Source organism: Arcobacter thermotolerans, assembly GCF_983172305.1.
Genome location: NZ_CFAFZJ010000005.1, coordinates 18,869 through 34,644 on the forward strand (window position 1 = coordinate 18,869; position 15,776 = coordinate 34,644).

At 26.6% G+C, this 15,776-nt stretch carries 14 protein-coding genes and 1 other RNA gene; 11 read left to right on the forward strand and 4 right to left on the reverse strand.

The window, feature by feature from the left end:
* Nucleotides 1-15: 15 nt before the first annotated feature.
* Nucleotides 16-413: a transfer-messenger RNA gene (ssrA, locus tag AC5LG6_RS05350) on the reverse strand.
* 154 nt (nucleotides 414-567) lie between these two features.
* Here ssrA and AC5LG6_RS05355 point away from each other — a divergent pair.
* From AC5LG6_RS05355 to def, 7 genes are all read left to right on the forward strand, one after another.
* The gene (locus tag AC5LG6_RS05355) at nucleotides 568-1,770 is read left to right on the forward strand and encodes a saccharopine dehydrogenase family protein (protein WP_109066277.1); all 1,203 of its coding nucleotides are present in this window, start codon (nucleotides 568-570) and stop codon (nucleotides 1,768-1,770) included.
* A 2-nt stretch (nucleotides 1,771-1,772) separates the two neighbouring features.
* Nucleotides 1,773-2,921 carry a carboxynorspermidine decarboxylase gene (gene nspC, locus AC5LG6_RS05360; RefSeq protein WP_498585896.1) on the forward strand — a complete coding sequence of 383 codons (1,149 nt, stop codon included), beginning with the start codon at nucleotides 1,773-1,775 and terminating at the stop codon, nucleotides 2,919-2,921.
* A gap of 23 nt (nucleotides 2,922-2,944) precedes the next feature.
* On the forward strand, nucleotides 2,945-3,898 hold the full coding sequence (gene ppk2, locus AC5LG6_RS05365; RefSeq protein ID WP_434257232.1) for a polyphosphate kinase 2: 954 nt from the start codon (nucleotides 2,945-2,947) through the stop codon (nucleotides 3,896-3,898).
* Entirely contained in the window at nucleotides 3,885-5,015 is a 1,131-nt protein-coding gene (gene ppk2 / locus AC5LG6_RS05370) for a polyphosphate kinase 2 (RefSeq protein WP_498585897.1), read from the forward strand. Before ppk2 (AC5LG6_RS05365) ends, ppk2 (AC5LG6_RS05370) begins: the two co-directional genes overlap by 14 nt.
* A 93-nt stretch (nucleotides 5,016-5,108) precedes the next feature.
* Complete coding sequence (tig, locus tag AC5LG6_RS05375; protein ID WP_498585898.1) at nucleotides 5,109-6,410, forward strand: trigger factor; 1,302 nt, start codon at nucleotides 5,109-5,111, stop codon at nucleotides 6,408-6,410.
* A gap of 14 nt (nucleotides 6,411-6,424) precedes the next feature.
* Complete coding sequence (clpP, locus tag AC5LG6_RS05380) at nucleotides 6,425-7,009, forward strand: ATP-dependent Clp endopeptidase proteolytic subunit ClpP (protein WP_066153896.1); 585 nt, start codon at nucleotides 6,425-6,427, stop codon at nucleotides 7,007-7,009.
* Between the two features lie 8 nt (nucleotides 7,010-7,017).
* The gene (def, locus tag AC5LG6_RS05385) at nucleotides 7,018-7,533 is read left to right on the forward strand and encodes a peptide deformylase (protein WP_066163997.1); all 516 of its coding nucleotides are present in this window, start codon (nucleotides 7,018-7,020) and stop codon (nucleotides 7,531-7,533) included.
* 8 nt (nucleotides 7,534-7,541) lie between these two features.
* Here def and AC5LG6_RS05390 read toward each other — a convergent pair whose 3' ends face one another.
* From AC5LG6_RS05390 to AC5LG6_RS05400, 3 genes are all read right to left on the reverse strand, one after another.
* Complete coding sequence (locus AC5LG6_RS05390; RefSeq protein WP_066347059.1) at nucleotides 7,542-7,916, reverse strand: hypothetical protein; 375 nt, start codon at nucleotides 7,914-7,916, stop codon at nucleotides 7,542-7,544.
* A 72-nt stretch (nucleotides 7,917-7,988) separates the two neighbouring features.
* Nucleotides 7,989-8,390, reverse strand: a complete 402-nt coding sequence (locus tag AC5LG6_RS05395) for a PAS domain-containing protein (protein ID WP_081560801.1) — start codon at nucleotides 8,388-8,390, stop codon at nucleotides 7,989-7,991.
* Nucleotides 8,391-8,421: 31 nt separating this feature from the next.
* Entirely contained in the window at nucleotides 8,422-10,212 is a 1,791-nt protein-coding gene (locus AC5LG6_RS05400; protein WP_498585899.1) for a methyl-accepting chemotaxis protein, read from the reverse strand.
* A gap of 110 nt (nucleotides 10,213-10,322) precedes the next feature.
* Here AC5LG6_RS05400 and AC5LG6_RS05405 point away from each other — a divergent pair, with 110 nt between their 5' ends.
* From AC5LG6_RS05405 to AC5LG6_RS05420, 4 genes are all read left to right on the forward strand, one after another.
* Nucleotides 10,323-11,213: a magnesium chelatase domain-containing protein gene (locus tag AC5LG6_RS05405; protein WP_498585900.1), complete on the forward strand. Its 891-nt coding sequence runs from the start codon at nucleotides 10,323-10,325 to the stop codon at nucleotides 11,211-11,213.
* A 379-nt stretch (nucleotides 11,214-11,592) separates the two neighbouring features.
* Nucleotides 11,593-13,311 carry a Tn7-like element transposition protein TnsE gene (locus AC5LG6_RS05410; RefSeq protein WP_498585901.1) on the forward strand — a complete coding sequence of 573 codons (1,719 nt, stop codon included), beginning with the start codon at nucleotides 11,593-11,595 and terminating at the stop codon, nucleotides 13,309-13,311.
* A gap of 338 nt (nucleotides 13,312-13,649) precedes the next feature.
* Nucleotides 13,650-13,955 carry a hypothetical protein gene (locus AC5LG6_RS05415; RefSeq protein WP_260960306.1) on the forward strand — a complete coding sequence of 102 codons (306 nt, stop codon included), beginning with the start codon at nucleotides 13,650-13,652 and terminating at the stop codon, nucleotides 13,953-13,955.
* Nucleotides 13,956-13,973: 18 nt separating this feature from the next.
* Nucleotides 13,974-15,569 carry a hypothetical protein gene (locus AC5LG6_RS05420; RefSeq protein ID WP_498585902.1) on the forward strand — a complete coding sequence of 532 codons (1,596 nt, stop codon included), beginning with the start codon at nucleotides 13,974-13,976 and terminating at the stop codon, nucleotides 15,567-15,569.
* The last annotated feature ends 207 nt before the right edge of the window (nucleotides 15,570-15,776 follow it).

The following is a 15,776-nucleotide window of genomic DNA, read 5'->3' on the forward strand; positions in this document are numbered from 1 at the left end:
ATAAATCTATAGAATTGGTGGAGATGTGCGGGATCGAACCGCAGTCTTAAAACAGCTTATATAAGCGTCTACATGCTTAGCAAAGTTGAAAAATTTCACTCTATGACAACTCAACTTCCAAAAGCAATCATAAAGCTAAGATTTAAAATTTCTCTTCAAGTTTCAATCAACTCCTCAAAGATAATCTATCTATTGTGAACCAGCATTTACCTACATAGATAGAATCTGTAGTGCTAGCCTCCGAAGACTCAAGCCGTTGGGCGAGTCAATAAGTTGTTAAACTTACGCAGCTTTTGCGTAAGCTGGAGCGTAATTTGTATTGTTTGCGTCTAAAAAAAATGAACCGCGTAACGGCATGTTCAGGCCGACATGCAACTTATACTCACTGCTCTAATCGATACCAAGTCATCCCCAAATTTAAAACCGTATTGTATATGAATAAAATTAAAATAGATTTAATTTTGTAATTAAATGGTTACTAAATTCAATATTTAACTTGTTTCATCAATTTTTTTATTTTAAAATTGTATAATTTAAACATAAAATAATAATATCGGAGTTTTAAAAATGAGTAAAAAAGGGATTTTGATAATAGGTGCAGGTGGTGTTAGTCAAGTTGCAACTGTAAAATGTGCTATGAATATTGATACTTTTGAAAAAATAACATTAGCTTCTAGAACTCTTAGCAAATGTGATGCAATAGCAGATTATATTTTGAAAAATCAAGGTGTAAAGATAGATACTGCACAAGTAGATGCAGATAGTGTTGATGAACTTGTTAAACTAATTGAAAAAGTAAATCCTAAATTAGTTTTAAATGTTGCTTTACCATATCAAGATTTAACAATTATGGATGCTTGTACAAAATGTAAAGTTGATTATGTTGATACAGCAAATTATGAACATCCAGATGAAGCAAAGTTTGAATATAAACTTCAATGGGAAAGAGATGCTCAATTTAAAGAAGCTGGAATTATGGCACTTTTAGGTTCAGGATTTGACCCAGGTGTTACAGGAGTATTTTGTGCATATGCAGAGCAAAATCTTTTTGATGAGATTCACTATATAGATATTATGGATTGTAATGCAGGGGATCATGGTTATGCTTTTGCTACAAACTTTAATCCAGAAATAAATCTTAGAGAAGTAAGTGCAAATGGAAGATATTGGGAAAATGGAGAGTGGATTGAGACAAAACCACTTGAAATTAGAGTTGATCATGACTATCCAGAAATTGGAGTAAAGGCTTCATATCTTTTATATCACGAAGAGTTAGAGTCATTATCTAAAAATATTAAAGGTTTAAAAAGAATTAGATTTTTTATGACTTTTGGAGACTCTTATATTCAACATATGAATTGTTTAAAAAATGTTGGAATGTTAGGAATTGAGCCAGTAGAACATCAAGGTCAAAAAATTATTCCAATAGAGTTTCTAAAGACTTTATTACCAGATCCAGCAAGTTTGGGTCCTAGAACTGTTGGAAAAACAAATATTGGATGTATTATTGAAGGAATTAAAGATGGAAAACCAAGAAAAGTTTACATCTACAATGTTTGTGATCATCAAGAGTGCTATAGAGAAACTGGAGCACAAGCAGTTTCTTATACAACAGGAGTTCCAGCTATGATTGGTTCAAAACTTTTATATAAAGGTATTTGGAAAAACAAAGGTGTATTTAATATAGAGGAGTTTGATGCAAAACCATTTATGGATGAGCTAATGACTCAAGGTCTTCCTTGGAAAATACTTGAACTTGATGTGAAATAGTTATGAATAAAAATTATGAAGTAGTTGATAGCTTTGATAAGCTTCCAAGCCCTGCATATGTTTGTGAAGAGGAACTTTTAGAAAAAAATTTAAAACTTTTAAAAAGAGTTCAAGATGAGACAGGAGTTAAAATTCTTTTAGCTTTAAAAGGTTTTGCTATGTATTCAACTTTTGATTTATGTAAAAAATATCTTAAAGGTTGTTGTGCCTCTGGTCTTCATGAAGCACTTTTAGCGAAAGAGGAGTTTGGAAAAGAAGTTCATACATATAGCCCTGCATTTAAAGATGAAGAGATAGATGAAATTATATCTATCTCAAATCATTTAGTATTTAACTCATTTAATCAGTTAAAAAGATATAAAGATAAAGCTTTTAAAAAAGTATCTTTAGGAGTGAGATTAAATCCTGAGTATTCAAGTGTTGAAGTAGATTTATATAATCCTTGTGCTCCAAATTCAAGACTTGGTATTACAAAAGCAAATTTTGATGAATCACAACTACAATATCTAGAAGGGTTCCATTTTCACGCACTTTGCGAACAAAATGTAGATGCTTTAAAGGGTGCTTTAGCAAATTTTGAAAAAAATTTCTCTCAATATTTTTCTCAATTAAAATGGGTAAATTTTGGAGGAGGTCATCATATTACAAGAGCTGATTATGATGTTGAGGGATTGATTAATCTTTTAAAAGATTTCAAATCAAGATATCCTCATCTTGAAGTTTATATGGAACCAGGTGAAGCAGTTGGTTGGCAAACTGGTTATTTAGTAGCAACTGTGCTTGATATTGTTAATAATGGAATGGATTTAGCAATTCTTGATACTAGTGCAGAAGCTCATATGCCCGATACTTTAGCTATGCCATATCGTGCAATGATTAGAAATAGTGCAGTAGCATTTGAGAAAAAATATACATATAGATTAGGTGGAAATACTTGTTTGGCTGGAGATATTATTGGAGATTACTCTTTTGATGAACCTTTAAAAGTTGGTGATAAGATAATTTTAGAAGATATGATTCATTATACAATGGTAAAAACAACCACTTTTAATGGTATAAAATTACCATCAATTGTTATAAAAACTAAAGATAATAATTATAAAATTATAAAAAACTTTGGTTATAATGATTATAAATCAAAATTATCTTGATAAAAATTACATAAGGAAAGTATATGGGACACGATAGAAGCTTAGTTAGACACGCATTTGAAGATGATAATTCAGAAATAGATACACAAGAAGATATCTCTCATGGAATTAATAAAAATAGACCTAGAAAAGAACTAAATGAAAAAGAGGAAGATGGAGAACAAAAGGTTCAAGTTTGGATTAAAAAAGAGACTTTAGAGTATCAAAAAAGACTTACACTGCTTCAAATTGAACTTTTGAAACTACAAAATCATGTAAAAGATAAAGGTTTAAAAGTTCTGATTATTTTTGAAGGAAGAGATGCAGCTGGAAAAGGTGGAACTATAAAAAGAATCACTGAGCACCTAAATCCAAGGGGTGCTAGAATTGTTGCATTGGAAAAACCAAATGAACAAGAAAAAACTCAATGGTACTTTCAAAGATATGTAAGTCATTTCCCAAGTTCTGGAGAGATAGTTATATTTGATAGAAGTTGGTACAATAGAGCAGGTGTTGAGCCTGTTATGGGATTTTGTACAAAAGAACAACATGAACAGTTTTTAAAAGATGTTCCAGAGTTTGAAAAAATGCTTGTAGAATCTGGTATTATATTATTTAAATATTATTTTTCTGTATCAAAAAAAGAGCAAGAGAGAAGATTTAAAAAAAGAGAAGATGATCCTTTAAAACAATATAAATTATCTCCAATAGATAAAGAGGCTCAAAAAGTTTGGGATAAATATACAAATGCAAAGTTTTCAATGCTTATGGCTTCTCATACACCAATAGCTCCTTGGACTGTTGTTAAGAGTGATAATAAGAAAAAAGCTAGAATAAATTGTATTAGACATCTTTTAAATGGAATTGATTATGGAAGAAAATCAAAAGATGAGTCAATATTTAAAATTGATAGAAAAATTTTAATTAATGGTGCAGTTGAAATAGAAAATATGCAAGAAGGAAATGAGAAAATGAGGAGTAAAAATGAATTTAAATGATTTTGATATAACAACTCATAGTGGATTATATATTTCAAAAGATGATCATCCCATTTTTGGGAAAAAATATATTGCTAGATTTCAGTATGATAAAAAAAGATATGTTAAAGTTTTGGGGTATGAAAAAAGAGATAACATTACATTAAATAAGGCAATTAGCTTAATAGAAAAATTTAAATCTTCTATACAAAAAAATTCTCATGAGATTGAAATTAAAGATGATAAAAAAGTAATTTCTAAAAATAGTAATATTGACTCTAATGAGTTAAAAAAATTAAAAGAAGAAAATAGTTATCTAAAATCTATTTTAGGAGAGTATAAAAAAGTAAAACATGAAGATTTAGTTGAAGGTATTCAAAAAATATATGATTTACAATCTTTAAAACCATATCAGATTGAATTAATAAAGCTTCAAAATTGGTTAGAAAAAGAGAATAAAAGAATGATTATTATCTTTGAAGGAAGAGATGCTTCTGGAAAAGGTGGAGCTATTAGAAGAATTACAAGATATATGAATAATAAGCATTATAGAGTTGTAGCTCTTGGTAAACCAACAGAAACACAGAGAAATCAATGGTTTTTACAAAGATATATTGAACATTTTCCAACAGGTGGAGAGATAGTTTTATTTGATAGATCTTGGTATAATCGTGCTATGGTTGAGCCAATTTTTGGTTTTTGTACACCAGAAGAGCATGAAATTTTTATGGAAGATATTGTAAATTTTGAGCAGGATTTAGTAAGACAGGGTATGATTTTGATTAAACTATATTTTTCTGTTTCAAAAGAGGAGCAAAAAAGAAGATTTGATAGAAGAATAAATGATCCTTTAAGACAGTGGAAATTTTCTGAAGTTGATATGCAAGCTCAAGATTTATGGGATGAATTTTCTGAAAAAAAATATGAAATGCTTAGACGTACAACTTCTAGAAGTGCACCTTGGCATATAATAAGAAGTGATGATAAACAGCTTGCTCGTTTTGAAGCTTTGAAAATAATTTTAAATTCTGTTGATTATGATGGCAGAAACTACTCATTAAACTTTGAAGCAAATGAAGATATAAATATCTCTGTTCAAAGAGAGTTACTTCAAATGAGAAAAACAAAAGATTATTAATCTTTTGTTTGAAAACAAAATAGTTACTTAAAGAAAATCCTTATTAAAAATTAGATAAAATATTTGCTAAAATTAAAATTCGGAGTAAATTTGATGGAATTTAAAGCAAATAGAGTTGATGAAGCAAATGTTGAGATTAAAGCAACAATTTCAAAAGAGCTAATAGAAAAAAACTTAGATAAAGTAGCTGCTCAAGCTGCAAAAACAATGAATGTTCAAGGATTTAGAAAAGGAAAAGTTCCTGTTGCAGTTGTAAAACAAAGATATGCAGATAAATTAATTGAAGATGCACAAGGTGAGGCTATTAGAAAAGTTTTAGATGAAGGTTTAAAACAACTTGATGTTAAAAATGAAGATTTAATAGGAGAGCCTACTATTTCTAAATTTGAGAAAAAAGATAATGGAAGTGTTGAGTTAGAAATCTCTGTAGCTTGTAAACCACAAATAAATTTAGGTGATTATAAATCTTTAGTTCCAAAAGTAAAAGCTATTGAAGTTGGAATTGAAAAAATCGATGCTAGACTTACTGAAATTGCAAGTCAATCAGCACCATTAGAAAAAATTACTAGAAAAAGAGCTGTAAAAGATGGTGATTTTGCTGTGATTGATTTTGAAGGTTTTGTTGATGGTGTAGCATTTGAAGGTGGAAAAGCTGAAAAATACCCACTTCAAATAGGTTCTGGTTCATTTATTCCAGGATTTGAAGAACAAGTTATTGGTATGAAATATGAAGAGCAAAAAGATATTACTGTTCAATTCCCAAAAGATTATCAAGCAAAAGATTTAGCTGGAAAAGATGCTGTATTTAAAGTAACTTTACATGAGATTCAAGAGAGAAAAGTAGGTGAGTTAAATGATGAGTTTGCAAAACAAATGCTTCCAAATGAAAAAGATGCAACTATTGATACTTTAAGAGAAAAAATAAAAGAGCAAATGGTAGCAGCTGAAAAAGCAACTTATTATAGAGAAGAGTTAAAACCACAATTTTTAGATACTTTAGTTGAAAAAATCAATTTTGCTTTACCTAAAACTGTAGTTGAGCAAGAGATTAACTTTGCATTAAATGGTAAAATAAGATCTATGAGTGAAGCTGAAATTAATGAGTTAAAAGAGAACCCTTCTAAAATAGAAGAGATTAAAGAAGAGTTAAAAACTGATGCTACAAACTCTGTAAAAGCTACGTTTATTATCGATGCTTTAGCAAAAGCTGAGAGTATTGAAGTTAATGACCAAGAAGTTACTCAACTTTTATATTTTGAAGCACTTCAAATGGGTCAAAATCCACAAAATGTTATTAAACAATATCAAGAAGCTGGATATTTACCTGCAATTAAAATGTCAATTATTGAAGAGAAAGTTATCTCTAAACTTTTTGATGAGAAATTAGAAAAATAATTTTAGGATAGAAAATGAGTTATATACCATACGTAGTTGAAAAAACAGGTCGAGGAGAAAGAAGTTACGATATTTATTCAAGACTTTTAAAAGATAGAATTATCATGTTAAGTGGTGAAATCAACGATGCAGTTGCTTCAACTGTGGTGGCTCAACTTCTATTTTTAGAAGCTGAAGATCCTGAAAAAGATATCTATTTATACATAAACTCTCCAGGTGGAGTTGTAACTTCTGGAATGTCTATTTTTGATACTATGAATTATATCAAGCCAGATGTTTGTACTATTTGCATTGGACAAGCTGCTTCTATGGGCGCTTTTTTACTTAGTTCAGGGACAAAAGGAAAGAGATACTCTCTTCCAAACTCTAGAATTATGATTCATCAACCTTTAGGAGGTGCTAGAGGTCAAGCAACGGATATTCAAATTCAAGCTAAAGAGATTCAAAGACTAAAAGATACTTTAAATAGTATTTTAGCATCTCAAACTGGACAAGATGTAAAAACTATTGAAAAAGATACTGATAGAGATAACTTTATGAGTGCAGCTGAAGCTTGTAAATATGGTCTTATAGACGAAGTTATTGAAAAACATAAATAAGAAGAACTATGATTAGAGAGATTATTACATATCCAAACAAATTACTTCGAACAAAATCAAAAGATGTTGAGGAGTTTAATAGCGAACTTCACACTCTTTTGGATGATATGTATGAAACTATGATAGCAGCTTCTGGTGTAGGATTAGCAGCTATTCAAATAGCAGTTCCACTAAATGTCTTAATTATAAATCCTATAAATGAAGAAGATATTCAAGATAAAAATGATTTAATTGAAGCTATAAATCCAAAAATTACTCATAAAGATGGAGAATTAGTATATCAAGAAGGGTGTCTTAGTGTACCAGGTTTTTATGAGGATATTACAAGAGCAAAGCATATTGTTGTAGAGTATTTTAATAGATTTGGTGAAAAACAGACTATGGAGTGTGAAGATTTCTTAGCTGTTGCTTGGCAACATGAAATGGAGCATTTGTCTGGTCATGTTTTTATTGAGAATCTATCTTTTACAAAACGACAAAAATTTGAAAAAGAGTGGAAAAATAGGAAAAAATCTAAAAAATAGATTTTTTCTTATATACTTTTTGAAATAATATTAAAAATAATCACACTTAAAAAAATATTTGATAAAATCCAAATATTCCAAAAAAACAGCTTTTCAAAATTTGTAGCAAAAACAGTCTTAAAATTTATAGGACAAGATTTAATTGCCAAAAAAATTGCCACAATAACTGCTAAAATAAAACTATAAAAATTAATTTGAGCAAAAACTAGTGTAAAAAATGAGAAAAATGGTGCAAATATGGTAAGTGCAAAAAGTCTTCCATACCCCTTTCTTCTTTTCTCTCCATTGAAATATCCAACCGTATATTTACAATTTGGACATATTGTACCCATTCTTGATAGAATTTTGTTATTACAACTTGGGCAATTAATAAGTTCAGACATATATATTCCTAATTTTTTGTTGCATTATATCCATAAGTTTTTTAATCAACAAAAGTTTAAAGAATAAAATTTTTATTTTTTTTCTTCATTTATCCAAACTTCATATAGTTTTGATATTTTTTCAATCTCATCTTTTGATGCTTTTCTCCTACAAGATAAGTATCCCTTTGTTCCATCACAAGATGAAAAAGGGTAAACTGTTGCAAAAACCCAGTAATATCCACCACTTTTTGTTGCATTTTTTACATATCCAGTCCAAATATTACCTTTTGCAACAGTTTCCCACAAATCTTTGAAAGCAACTTTTGGCATATCTTTATGTCTTACAATATTGTGAGGTTTCCCTATTAGCTCTTCTAAATTATATTCAGCGATATTACAAAAATCTCTATTTGCAAACCTTATAATACCTTTTTCATCAGTTTCGCTAACCAAAAAAGCATAATCATCTAAAATTGTCTCTTCTTCTTTCATAATATAAATACCCCTATATTTTAATTATATTTTAAAATTTTTTATTTTTTGCGTCTTCTAAAACTTCTATAGCCATAGATGATACTACATTTGAAATATCATTTATCAAATTTGTCTCTTTTTGATTATCTTTTGATATTTGATCTAAGCTTACTATAGTTTGACTTACTTGATTTATTCCAACCATCTGCTCATTTGCTGCATCACTTACATTTTGAATAATTTGTAAAGTTTCAGTAATATGAGTGTGAAGATTTTTGTAACCATTTTGCATCTCATTTGATATATCTTTACCTTCATGCGCTTTTTGATTTGCTATTTCTACTAATTTTTTTATCTCATTTGCAGCTTCTGCACTTTTGTTTGCTAGATTTCTAACTTCTCCTGCAACAACAGCAAAACCTTTTCCAGCCTCACCAGCAGTTGCTGCTTCTACAGCTGCATTTAATGAAAGAATATTTGTTTGAAATGCTATTTGGTCTATTATAGTTATAGCTTCATTTATAGCTATAACTTTTTCGTTTATATCATCCATTGATTTAGTTGTTTTGTTTGATAGATTGTAACCATCTTCAACAGCTTGTTTTACAATTTCTGCTAATTTTGACATGGAAGTAGTGTTTTTTGAGTTGTTATTTGTTATTTCTGATATTTTTTCTACAGCTAAGGTTGTCTCTTCAAGACTTTCAATCTGTTTTGTAATCTTTGAAGTAAGATTTTCAATAGAGTTTTTTAAAGTTTTAGAGTTAGTCTCCAAAGAACTACCATTTTCTAAACTATTTTTTGCTTGTGTTGCTAAAGTATCACCTAAAGAGTTTACACTTTGAATAACTTTTAAAAGTCTTGATGGATTTGCAATCTTATTATTAATAACAATTCTATCTTTATAATCATTGCTAGTGTAAGATATAAGAGTTTTTTCTATCTCTCTCATATAATTTTCTAAATCATCTAAAGCATCATTTATTGTATTTTTTAAAGTGTTTATCATTGGATTTGAACTATTTGAGTTTACTCTACATTTAAAAATACCTTTTTTTAGTTTATCAAAAGTTAAAACACTCTCTCCTATTACTCGCATATCATGCTTAAATTTATCATCAAACTCATCAATTGCACTATTTATATCTTTTGTCATAACTGAAAATTCACAATTACCCTCTAATTTTTTCTTTTCAATCCTATTTTGCTTATAAGTGATGAAGCTAAGAAATTCTCTAAAATGAGATGAAAAATCTTTTATCTGTTTTGTAATTCCTCTTGTTATTAAGTAGAATATTATTAGTTGTAAAATAATTATGAATGCTCCCAGAAGAACAATTTTGTAGAAAAATTCAACATAAATATCTTTTACATAATCCTCTTTATTTATACCTGGAACAACCCACATTTTCCATTCAGGAATATATTTATAGTATATTATTTTATCTTGATTTGTTATATCAGTGTAGTATTCAACTATTCCGCTTTTATCATTACTATTGATAATTTTTTGAATAAAATCTAAAGAAGCTAGATTTTTACCCTCTATTGTTGGATGAATTATTATTTTTCCAGATTCATCAACAAAGTATATATAACCGCTTTTACCAATTTTAATCTCTTTAATTGCATCTTTAAACTCTTTGTTTTCATATCCTTTAGGATTGTTTTTTGCATAAAAAGAGCTTAAATTAAATACTGATAAACCTACGCTTTCTAAATCTTTATTTATTAAAATTTCAATATTTTTTTTAGCAATAAAAAATGATACTAAAATTATAAAGATTAAACTCATAACATTAAAAAACATAGTTAAAAATAATTTTTTGCTTGTAGACATCTATTTCCCTCCAGAATTAAGACATGAAGTAAATTTTATCATAATTATTTTGTTTTTTTGCAATAATATAATAAATTATTGTACTATTTTAAAAACGATAAAGAGTAAGTATGAAAATTATAAAATCTGCTACACTTGATAGTATTGAAGCAACAATTATTGATGTTGAAGCAACATTTACAAAAGGGATGCCAAGTTTTACAATAGTGGGCATGGTTAGTGCCAGCATCAACGAGTCAAAAGATAGAATAAAGTCTTCTCTTCTTTTAAATAATTTCAAATTTCCACCATTAAAAATAACAATAAATCTCTCACCTAGTGAATTAAATAAAAAAGGTTCACATTTTGATTTACCAATTGCTTTACAAGTTGCTTTATTTGATGAGAGCAAAATAGAATTTGATGATTTTTTCTTTTTTGGTGAGCTAGCCCTTGATGGAACAATAAAAGATACAAGTCATATTTTCGCAATAGTTTTATCTTTGGCAAAAAAAGGAGAGTTGAAAAGAGTTGTAAGCTCTTTGGAAAGTGCTAAAAAATTAGGAAATATACCAAATATCGATATTTATGTTGTAAATACCTTAAATAGCGCAATAGAGTTTGTAAAAAGTAAAGATAAAGATAACTATTTGTATAAAAAAGAGGAGATTAAATATCATGTTTTAACTATAAAAGATGAACAATATTTTTATAATAAAAAATATGATGAAGATTTTAAAGATGTTATAGGTCAAGATATGGCGAAATACGCAGCACTTATTTGTGCAGCTGGAAATCATAATTTTTTGATGGAAGGAAGTCCAGGTTGTGGGAAATCAATGATAGCAAAAAGGTTACAATATATTTTAGCTCCTATGAATCTTGAAGAGATACTTGAAAAGGCAAAACTTCAAGCTCTTGATTTAAAAGATGTTGATTTTAGCCCTATAAGAGCTTTTAGAAATCCACATCATTCAAGTACAAAATCTTCTATATTTGGTGGAGGATGTAATTTTCAATAAAAGTTGCAAATATTCAGAATATAATGAGAATTTGAAAGTACACTGTTAAAAAATAAGTTCTTAAAAATTAACTAAATGAATTTTTATCTATTTATTTTAAATATATTGATAATATGTTGTTTGTAAAATTTCTTATAACTTAAGATAATCTTAATAGTATTCGTAATACACTTAAATGAAATAAATATGATTTTTAGGTGGTTATGGCTATCTTTTTAACAAAATTATAGATTTAAACTTAAAGTAAATATCATTTATTATAATTTTAAAATATTATTAATGTGAATAACATTATAAATATAATTTAAATATTTCATATCTTTTAATTTAAGAGATTTAAAATTTTTGTATAAAATTATTTTGATAGCAAGGAATAGTTATGCCTGATTTAGAATTAGAAGAATTTTCATTAACTTATTTTCCAAAAGATAAAAGAGTTGTGGTTTTTTCATATGGTAATATTTATCAACAAGAAACAAATTTTAAATTAGCTTTAATTCTAAGAGAAATGCTAGAAGAGAATCCTGAATATTTCTTAGTATATATAAATTTAAAAGATATGGCAAATTTTCCAATAGGTTCAATTATTGATAATCAAAAGAAGCTTAATATATTCGCTGGTACAAAAGTTAATTTACTATTAAATTTAGAAAAGGTTGATTCAAAAATATTATTTGAAATATCAGAATTGAGACAAGAGTTAGTATTACCAAACTTTCCAAATAAAATTGATAACTTTAATGCTAAATATCATATTCAAGGACAATATTATTTCATTCTAAAAGATGAGAATACAAATAAAAATGTATATATTCCTCATTATGAAGTTGCTAGATGGTTTTATTTTACAACACCATCAATGACAAAACAAATTTTATCGGCATCATTAAGAGAAGAATCCTCTATATTAAAAGGTTTATATAAAGATATAACACATATAAATTTAAACTATAAAGAAATTATATTAACTCAAAATGCCAATACAAATGATGCTTCAAATATCTATAGATATGCTACAGATGAATATTCAAATAATTCTTGGCATCAAGTTAGAAGAAATTTAACAGCAAGTGCACAAGAAATAAAATTAATAAAACAAGAAAAAGGTTATTTAAATAATTCAAATGAGATGAAACTCAAAGTTGATTTTCCCATAATAGAGGAGATATCTTTAAATGCAAGAGTTAAAATATTATCTGATGGTTCATTTTTAGTATTAAAATTTATAAATGAAGATAGTACTTATGATTTTGAAACTTTATTCATTAAAATTGAAAGAAAAAATAAGACAAATGAGCCAGTAGGAATAGTTAGAAAAAGAAAAGCTTCTAAAAAGAAATTATCTAAAAAGATTACAAATAATACACCAAAAGAAGATTTTACTCCTATTTCTATCAATAATGAATCTGAAGACTTTGAGGAAAGATTAGATTTGAAATCTAAAGATATTATAAAAATTGTAGAATATATTGATGAGGAAGATATTTCACAGTTAGAAGAAAATTTTAATAGTGATAGAAAAATTGATTTAAGTACAAAAGATGCTGAATCAAATGGTGATAAGAATACTGCTGGTGGCTTGATTGAAAATGAAAATCCTGATAATGATGATAGAGAATATTTAAATTTAACAGATTTTAAAAATATGTTATTTGAATGTTCAAAAGAAAATGAAGAATTTAGTTTTAACATCCAACTTGAAGATTATCTTCCTCAAAAGCCAGAAAATGAAATTAATAAAAAAAGGAAATGGAGAAAAGCTAAATTAGCTGATGATAAAACACAAAGAAAATATTTAGCTGTTTCCATTGAATATAATAATAGAAATTTTATATTAATTGAAATAGAACGAGATTTATTAGTAGATGGATTGAGTACTTTAATTATTTGGGATAATGATTATTCCAAAATTGATACTTCAATTATTTTATCAGTAGTAAGAAATTTTGTTTATGAAAATGGAAGATGGCTAAAAAATTATGAAGAGTTTACTTTTAACAAAGATTTTTTAGAACACCCTAAAGATGAAAATAAAAGCAAAATAAAGGAATGGTATTCTAGATTGATAACAAAAATAACTAAATATCTTAATATTTAAAGAATAATTTTAATAATATATATAAAAATTCTTTTATAACTTAAATATATATTTTAATTGATTAAATAATATCAATTATAGCTAATGTTAAATATAATTTTTATCTATTAATTTTGTTCTGCTATAATAACTTTCTGGTAATAAGTTGAACTTTTATTGACACTTTAGTTATTCATATTTATATAACTTCTTAAGTAAAAAGTGACTTTTTACATTATTAATAATTTCTTTAAATTATAAAATTTAAGGTTTTTTTATGTTAATTGTAACTTATGTTTAAGGTTAATACAGATACAATTCGCAACTTTTTTTTGTAAGAAATGATAATAAGGAAAGTTATGGAAAATATACTGTTAGACTATGTATTTTATGCAATAATGATTGTAAGTACATATTTTATAGTTATTGGTTTTATCGATTGGTTTGTAAGTAGAAAGTTAAATCCATCGACTGAAATCATAAGAATTTCAAAAAATATGGTTGAGAACCATGCAGATTTTAAAAGTGTTAAAAACACTTCTAGTAATGCACTTCTTAAAACTTCTTTTGGAAGTAAAAGTTCTTTAGTAAATAATGATACAGAAGAATTGTATATAGAATACAAAACTCAAAAAAGAGTTCATGGTGGGGGATGGGGGCTGTAAAAGTTCTCTAACCCTTCTATGAATTTTGACAATCCTCTAGTAAGCAAAATTGATTCAAATGAAATCGAAGACAAAAACAAAAGTAAATACAAAAGTTGGATACCGAACAATAGTGGATATATTAGACCAAATTTAATTGGGTTGTCTCAAAGTAAAGATACTAGATTTAGAGTTAATCATGGTAATGATAAGAACACTTTTAATATTACTGTTATAAACTATAGTTTAGATTTAAAAGATGATCTTCCTAGCTATATTGATACTTTAAAAAATATTTATAAAAGATGTGTTGGAAATTTAACAAATAATGCTAAGACAAAGAAAATAATCAAAGAATACGGTTATTTAAAAAATGATGATGAGCAAATATTTATAAATAATATCAAACTTGTTGATAATATAAAAAATGAAACACCAAACTTATTAGACAAAAAGCATTTATTAACAGATAATTATAAAGATGCTGGATATATTGGGAAAGCATATCTATGCTCATTAACACCTAATGATTTCAAAAAATTCCTAAAATTTAATGAAGTATCTAAGCTGAAAAAACTTAATTCAAAAATAACTTTAGATCAAGATGATATAGACAATAATTTTAAAGAATTTAGTAATTATTTTTCTAAAAATAATTCAAATTTTATTTATGCTTTTTCTGTAGAGTACAAAATAGAACTCAAGGGATTAATTACTTTAAGCAATTTAAAAATAGTAAAAAATATTAAAAAAGAAATAAATCTTATTAATTCTTTCGATCAAGAAGATGAACAAGTTGAAGTTATGCAACAGCTATTTACATTGATAAAAATGGATATTCATGGGGACTCTCATCACCATTATAAATCTGATACTATATTAAAAATTGTTCCAATAGATGAATTTAATAAAGAAACTACAATATTGAATCAGATTACACATTTTATAAAAATACTTGATAAAGTTGAACAAAAAAGAAAAACTTTACCTTGTTCTAATCTTATACCATCATTTAAATTTGATGCTGAAGGTGTTAATTGTTATGCTAATGTATACAAAAAACTTTATTTAGAAAAAACTGAAAAAGATAAAATAACAACATTTGAAGATGATATTTTAAAATCAATTAAGACGCTTAATGATAGAAATGAAGAGTCTATCAAATTAATAAATAAAGCAAAAAGTGCTTATTTTGATTTTTTAAAATCTTTGGTTCCATTTGCAATTCTTATTGTAGGTTTTTTATCTTTATTATTCAATCAAAACTTTAGTAATTTAAAGCCTGAAAATGATATTATATTAACACGATTCAAAGATACTATTTTTAGTATAGTATCATTTATTTTAGAACATAACATTTTTGCTTTGGCTATATTAATATTTATATTTTTATTTCAATCTATTAAAATAAAGTTTTGTTACAAAAGATATTTGTTTAAAGATGCAAGACCAAGAGATATGTCAGCTGTTAAGTTATTATATCTATATCATAATAAAGAAATAAGCTTTATAAGAAAACATTTAAGGATATTATTGGGAACAATTGGATTAGTAAGTGCGCTTATATATTTCAATTACTATTCAATTATTTCATATATAAAAATATTAATATATTATTGTCTAAGTTTAATCTAAGTAAATTTTCACAATAAACTCATACTAATATAAGTAAATATTAATAATGCGTATATTGTGTAACATTCTTACAAAATTCACAAATGTATTTTAAAAGAACTTTCTGTGCTTTTAAGACAATCCTTTGATTGCTTAGATATAATGTAATGTCAATCTAAGTTATTTTATTTAAATAGTTCGTATAATTAATATTTAACATCAAGGGGA

What these genes read in the sequence shown, in the direction of transcription:
- AC5LG6_RS05355 (WP_109066277.1), top strand. Translation starts at nt 568, where the DNA reads ATGAGTAAAAAAGGGATTTTGATAATAGGTGCAGGTGGTGTTAGTCAA.
- nspC (WP_498585896.1), top strand. Translation starts at nt 1,773, where the DNA reads ATGAATAAAAATTATGAAGTAGTTGATAGCTTTGATAAGCTTCCAAGC.
- ppk2 (WP_434257232.1), top strand. Translation starts at nt 2,945, where the DNA reads ATGGGACACGATAGAAGCTTAGTTAGACACGCATTTGAAGATGATAAT.
- ppk2 (WP_498585897.1), top strand. Translation starts at nt 3,885, where the DNA reads ATGAATTTAAATGATTTTGATATAACAACTCATAGTGGATTATATATT.
- tig (WP_498585898.1), top strand. Translation starts at nt 5,109, where the DNA reads ATGGAATTTAAAGCAAATAGAGTTGATGAAGCAAATGTTGAGATTAAA.
- clpP (WP_066153896.1), top strand. Translation starts at nt 6,425, where the DNA reads ATGAGTTATATACCATACGTAGTTGAAAAAACAGGTCGAGGAGAAAGA.
- def (WP_066163997.1), top strand. Translation starts at nt 7,018, where the DNA reads ATGATTAGAGAGATTATTACATATCCAAACAAATTACTTCGAACAAAA.
- AC5LG6_RS05390 (WP_066347059.1), bottom strand. Translation starts at nt 7,916, where the DNA reads ATGTCTGAACTTATTAATTGCCCAAGTTGTAATAACAAAATTCTATCA.
- AC5LG6_RS05395 (WP_081560801.1), bottom strand. Translation starts at nt 8,390, where the DNA reads ATGAAAGAAGAAGAGACAATTTTAGATGATTATGCTTTTTTGGTTAGC.
- AC5LG6_RS05400 (WP_498585899.1), bottom strand. Translation starts at nt 10,212, where the DNA reads ATGTCTACAAGCAAAAAATTATTTTTAACTATGTTTTTTAATGTTATG.
- AC5LG6_RS05405 (WP_498585900.1), top strand. Translation starts at nt 10,323, where the DNA reads ATGAAAATTATAAAATCTGCTACACTTGATAGTATTGAAGCAACAATT.
- AC5LG6_RS05410 (WP_498585901.1), top strand. Translation starts at nt 11,593, where the DNA reads ATGCCTGATTTAGAATTAGAAGAATTTTCATTAACTTATTTTCCAAAA.
- AC5LG6_RS05415 (WP_260960306.1), top strand. Translation starts at nt 13,650, where the DNA reads ATGGAAAATATACTGTTAGACTATGTATTTTATGCAATAATGATTGTA.
- AC5LG6_RS05420 (WP_498585902.1), top strand. Translation starts at nt 13,974, where the DNA reads ATGAATTTTGACAATCCTCTAGTAAGCAAAATTGATTCAAATGAAATC.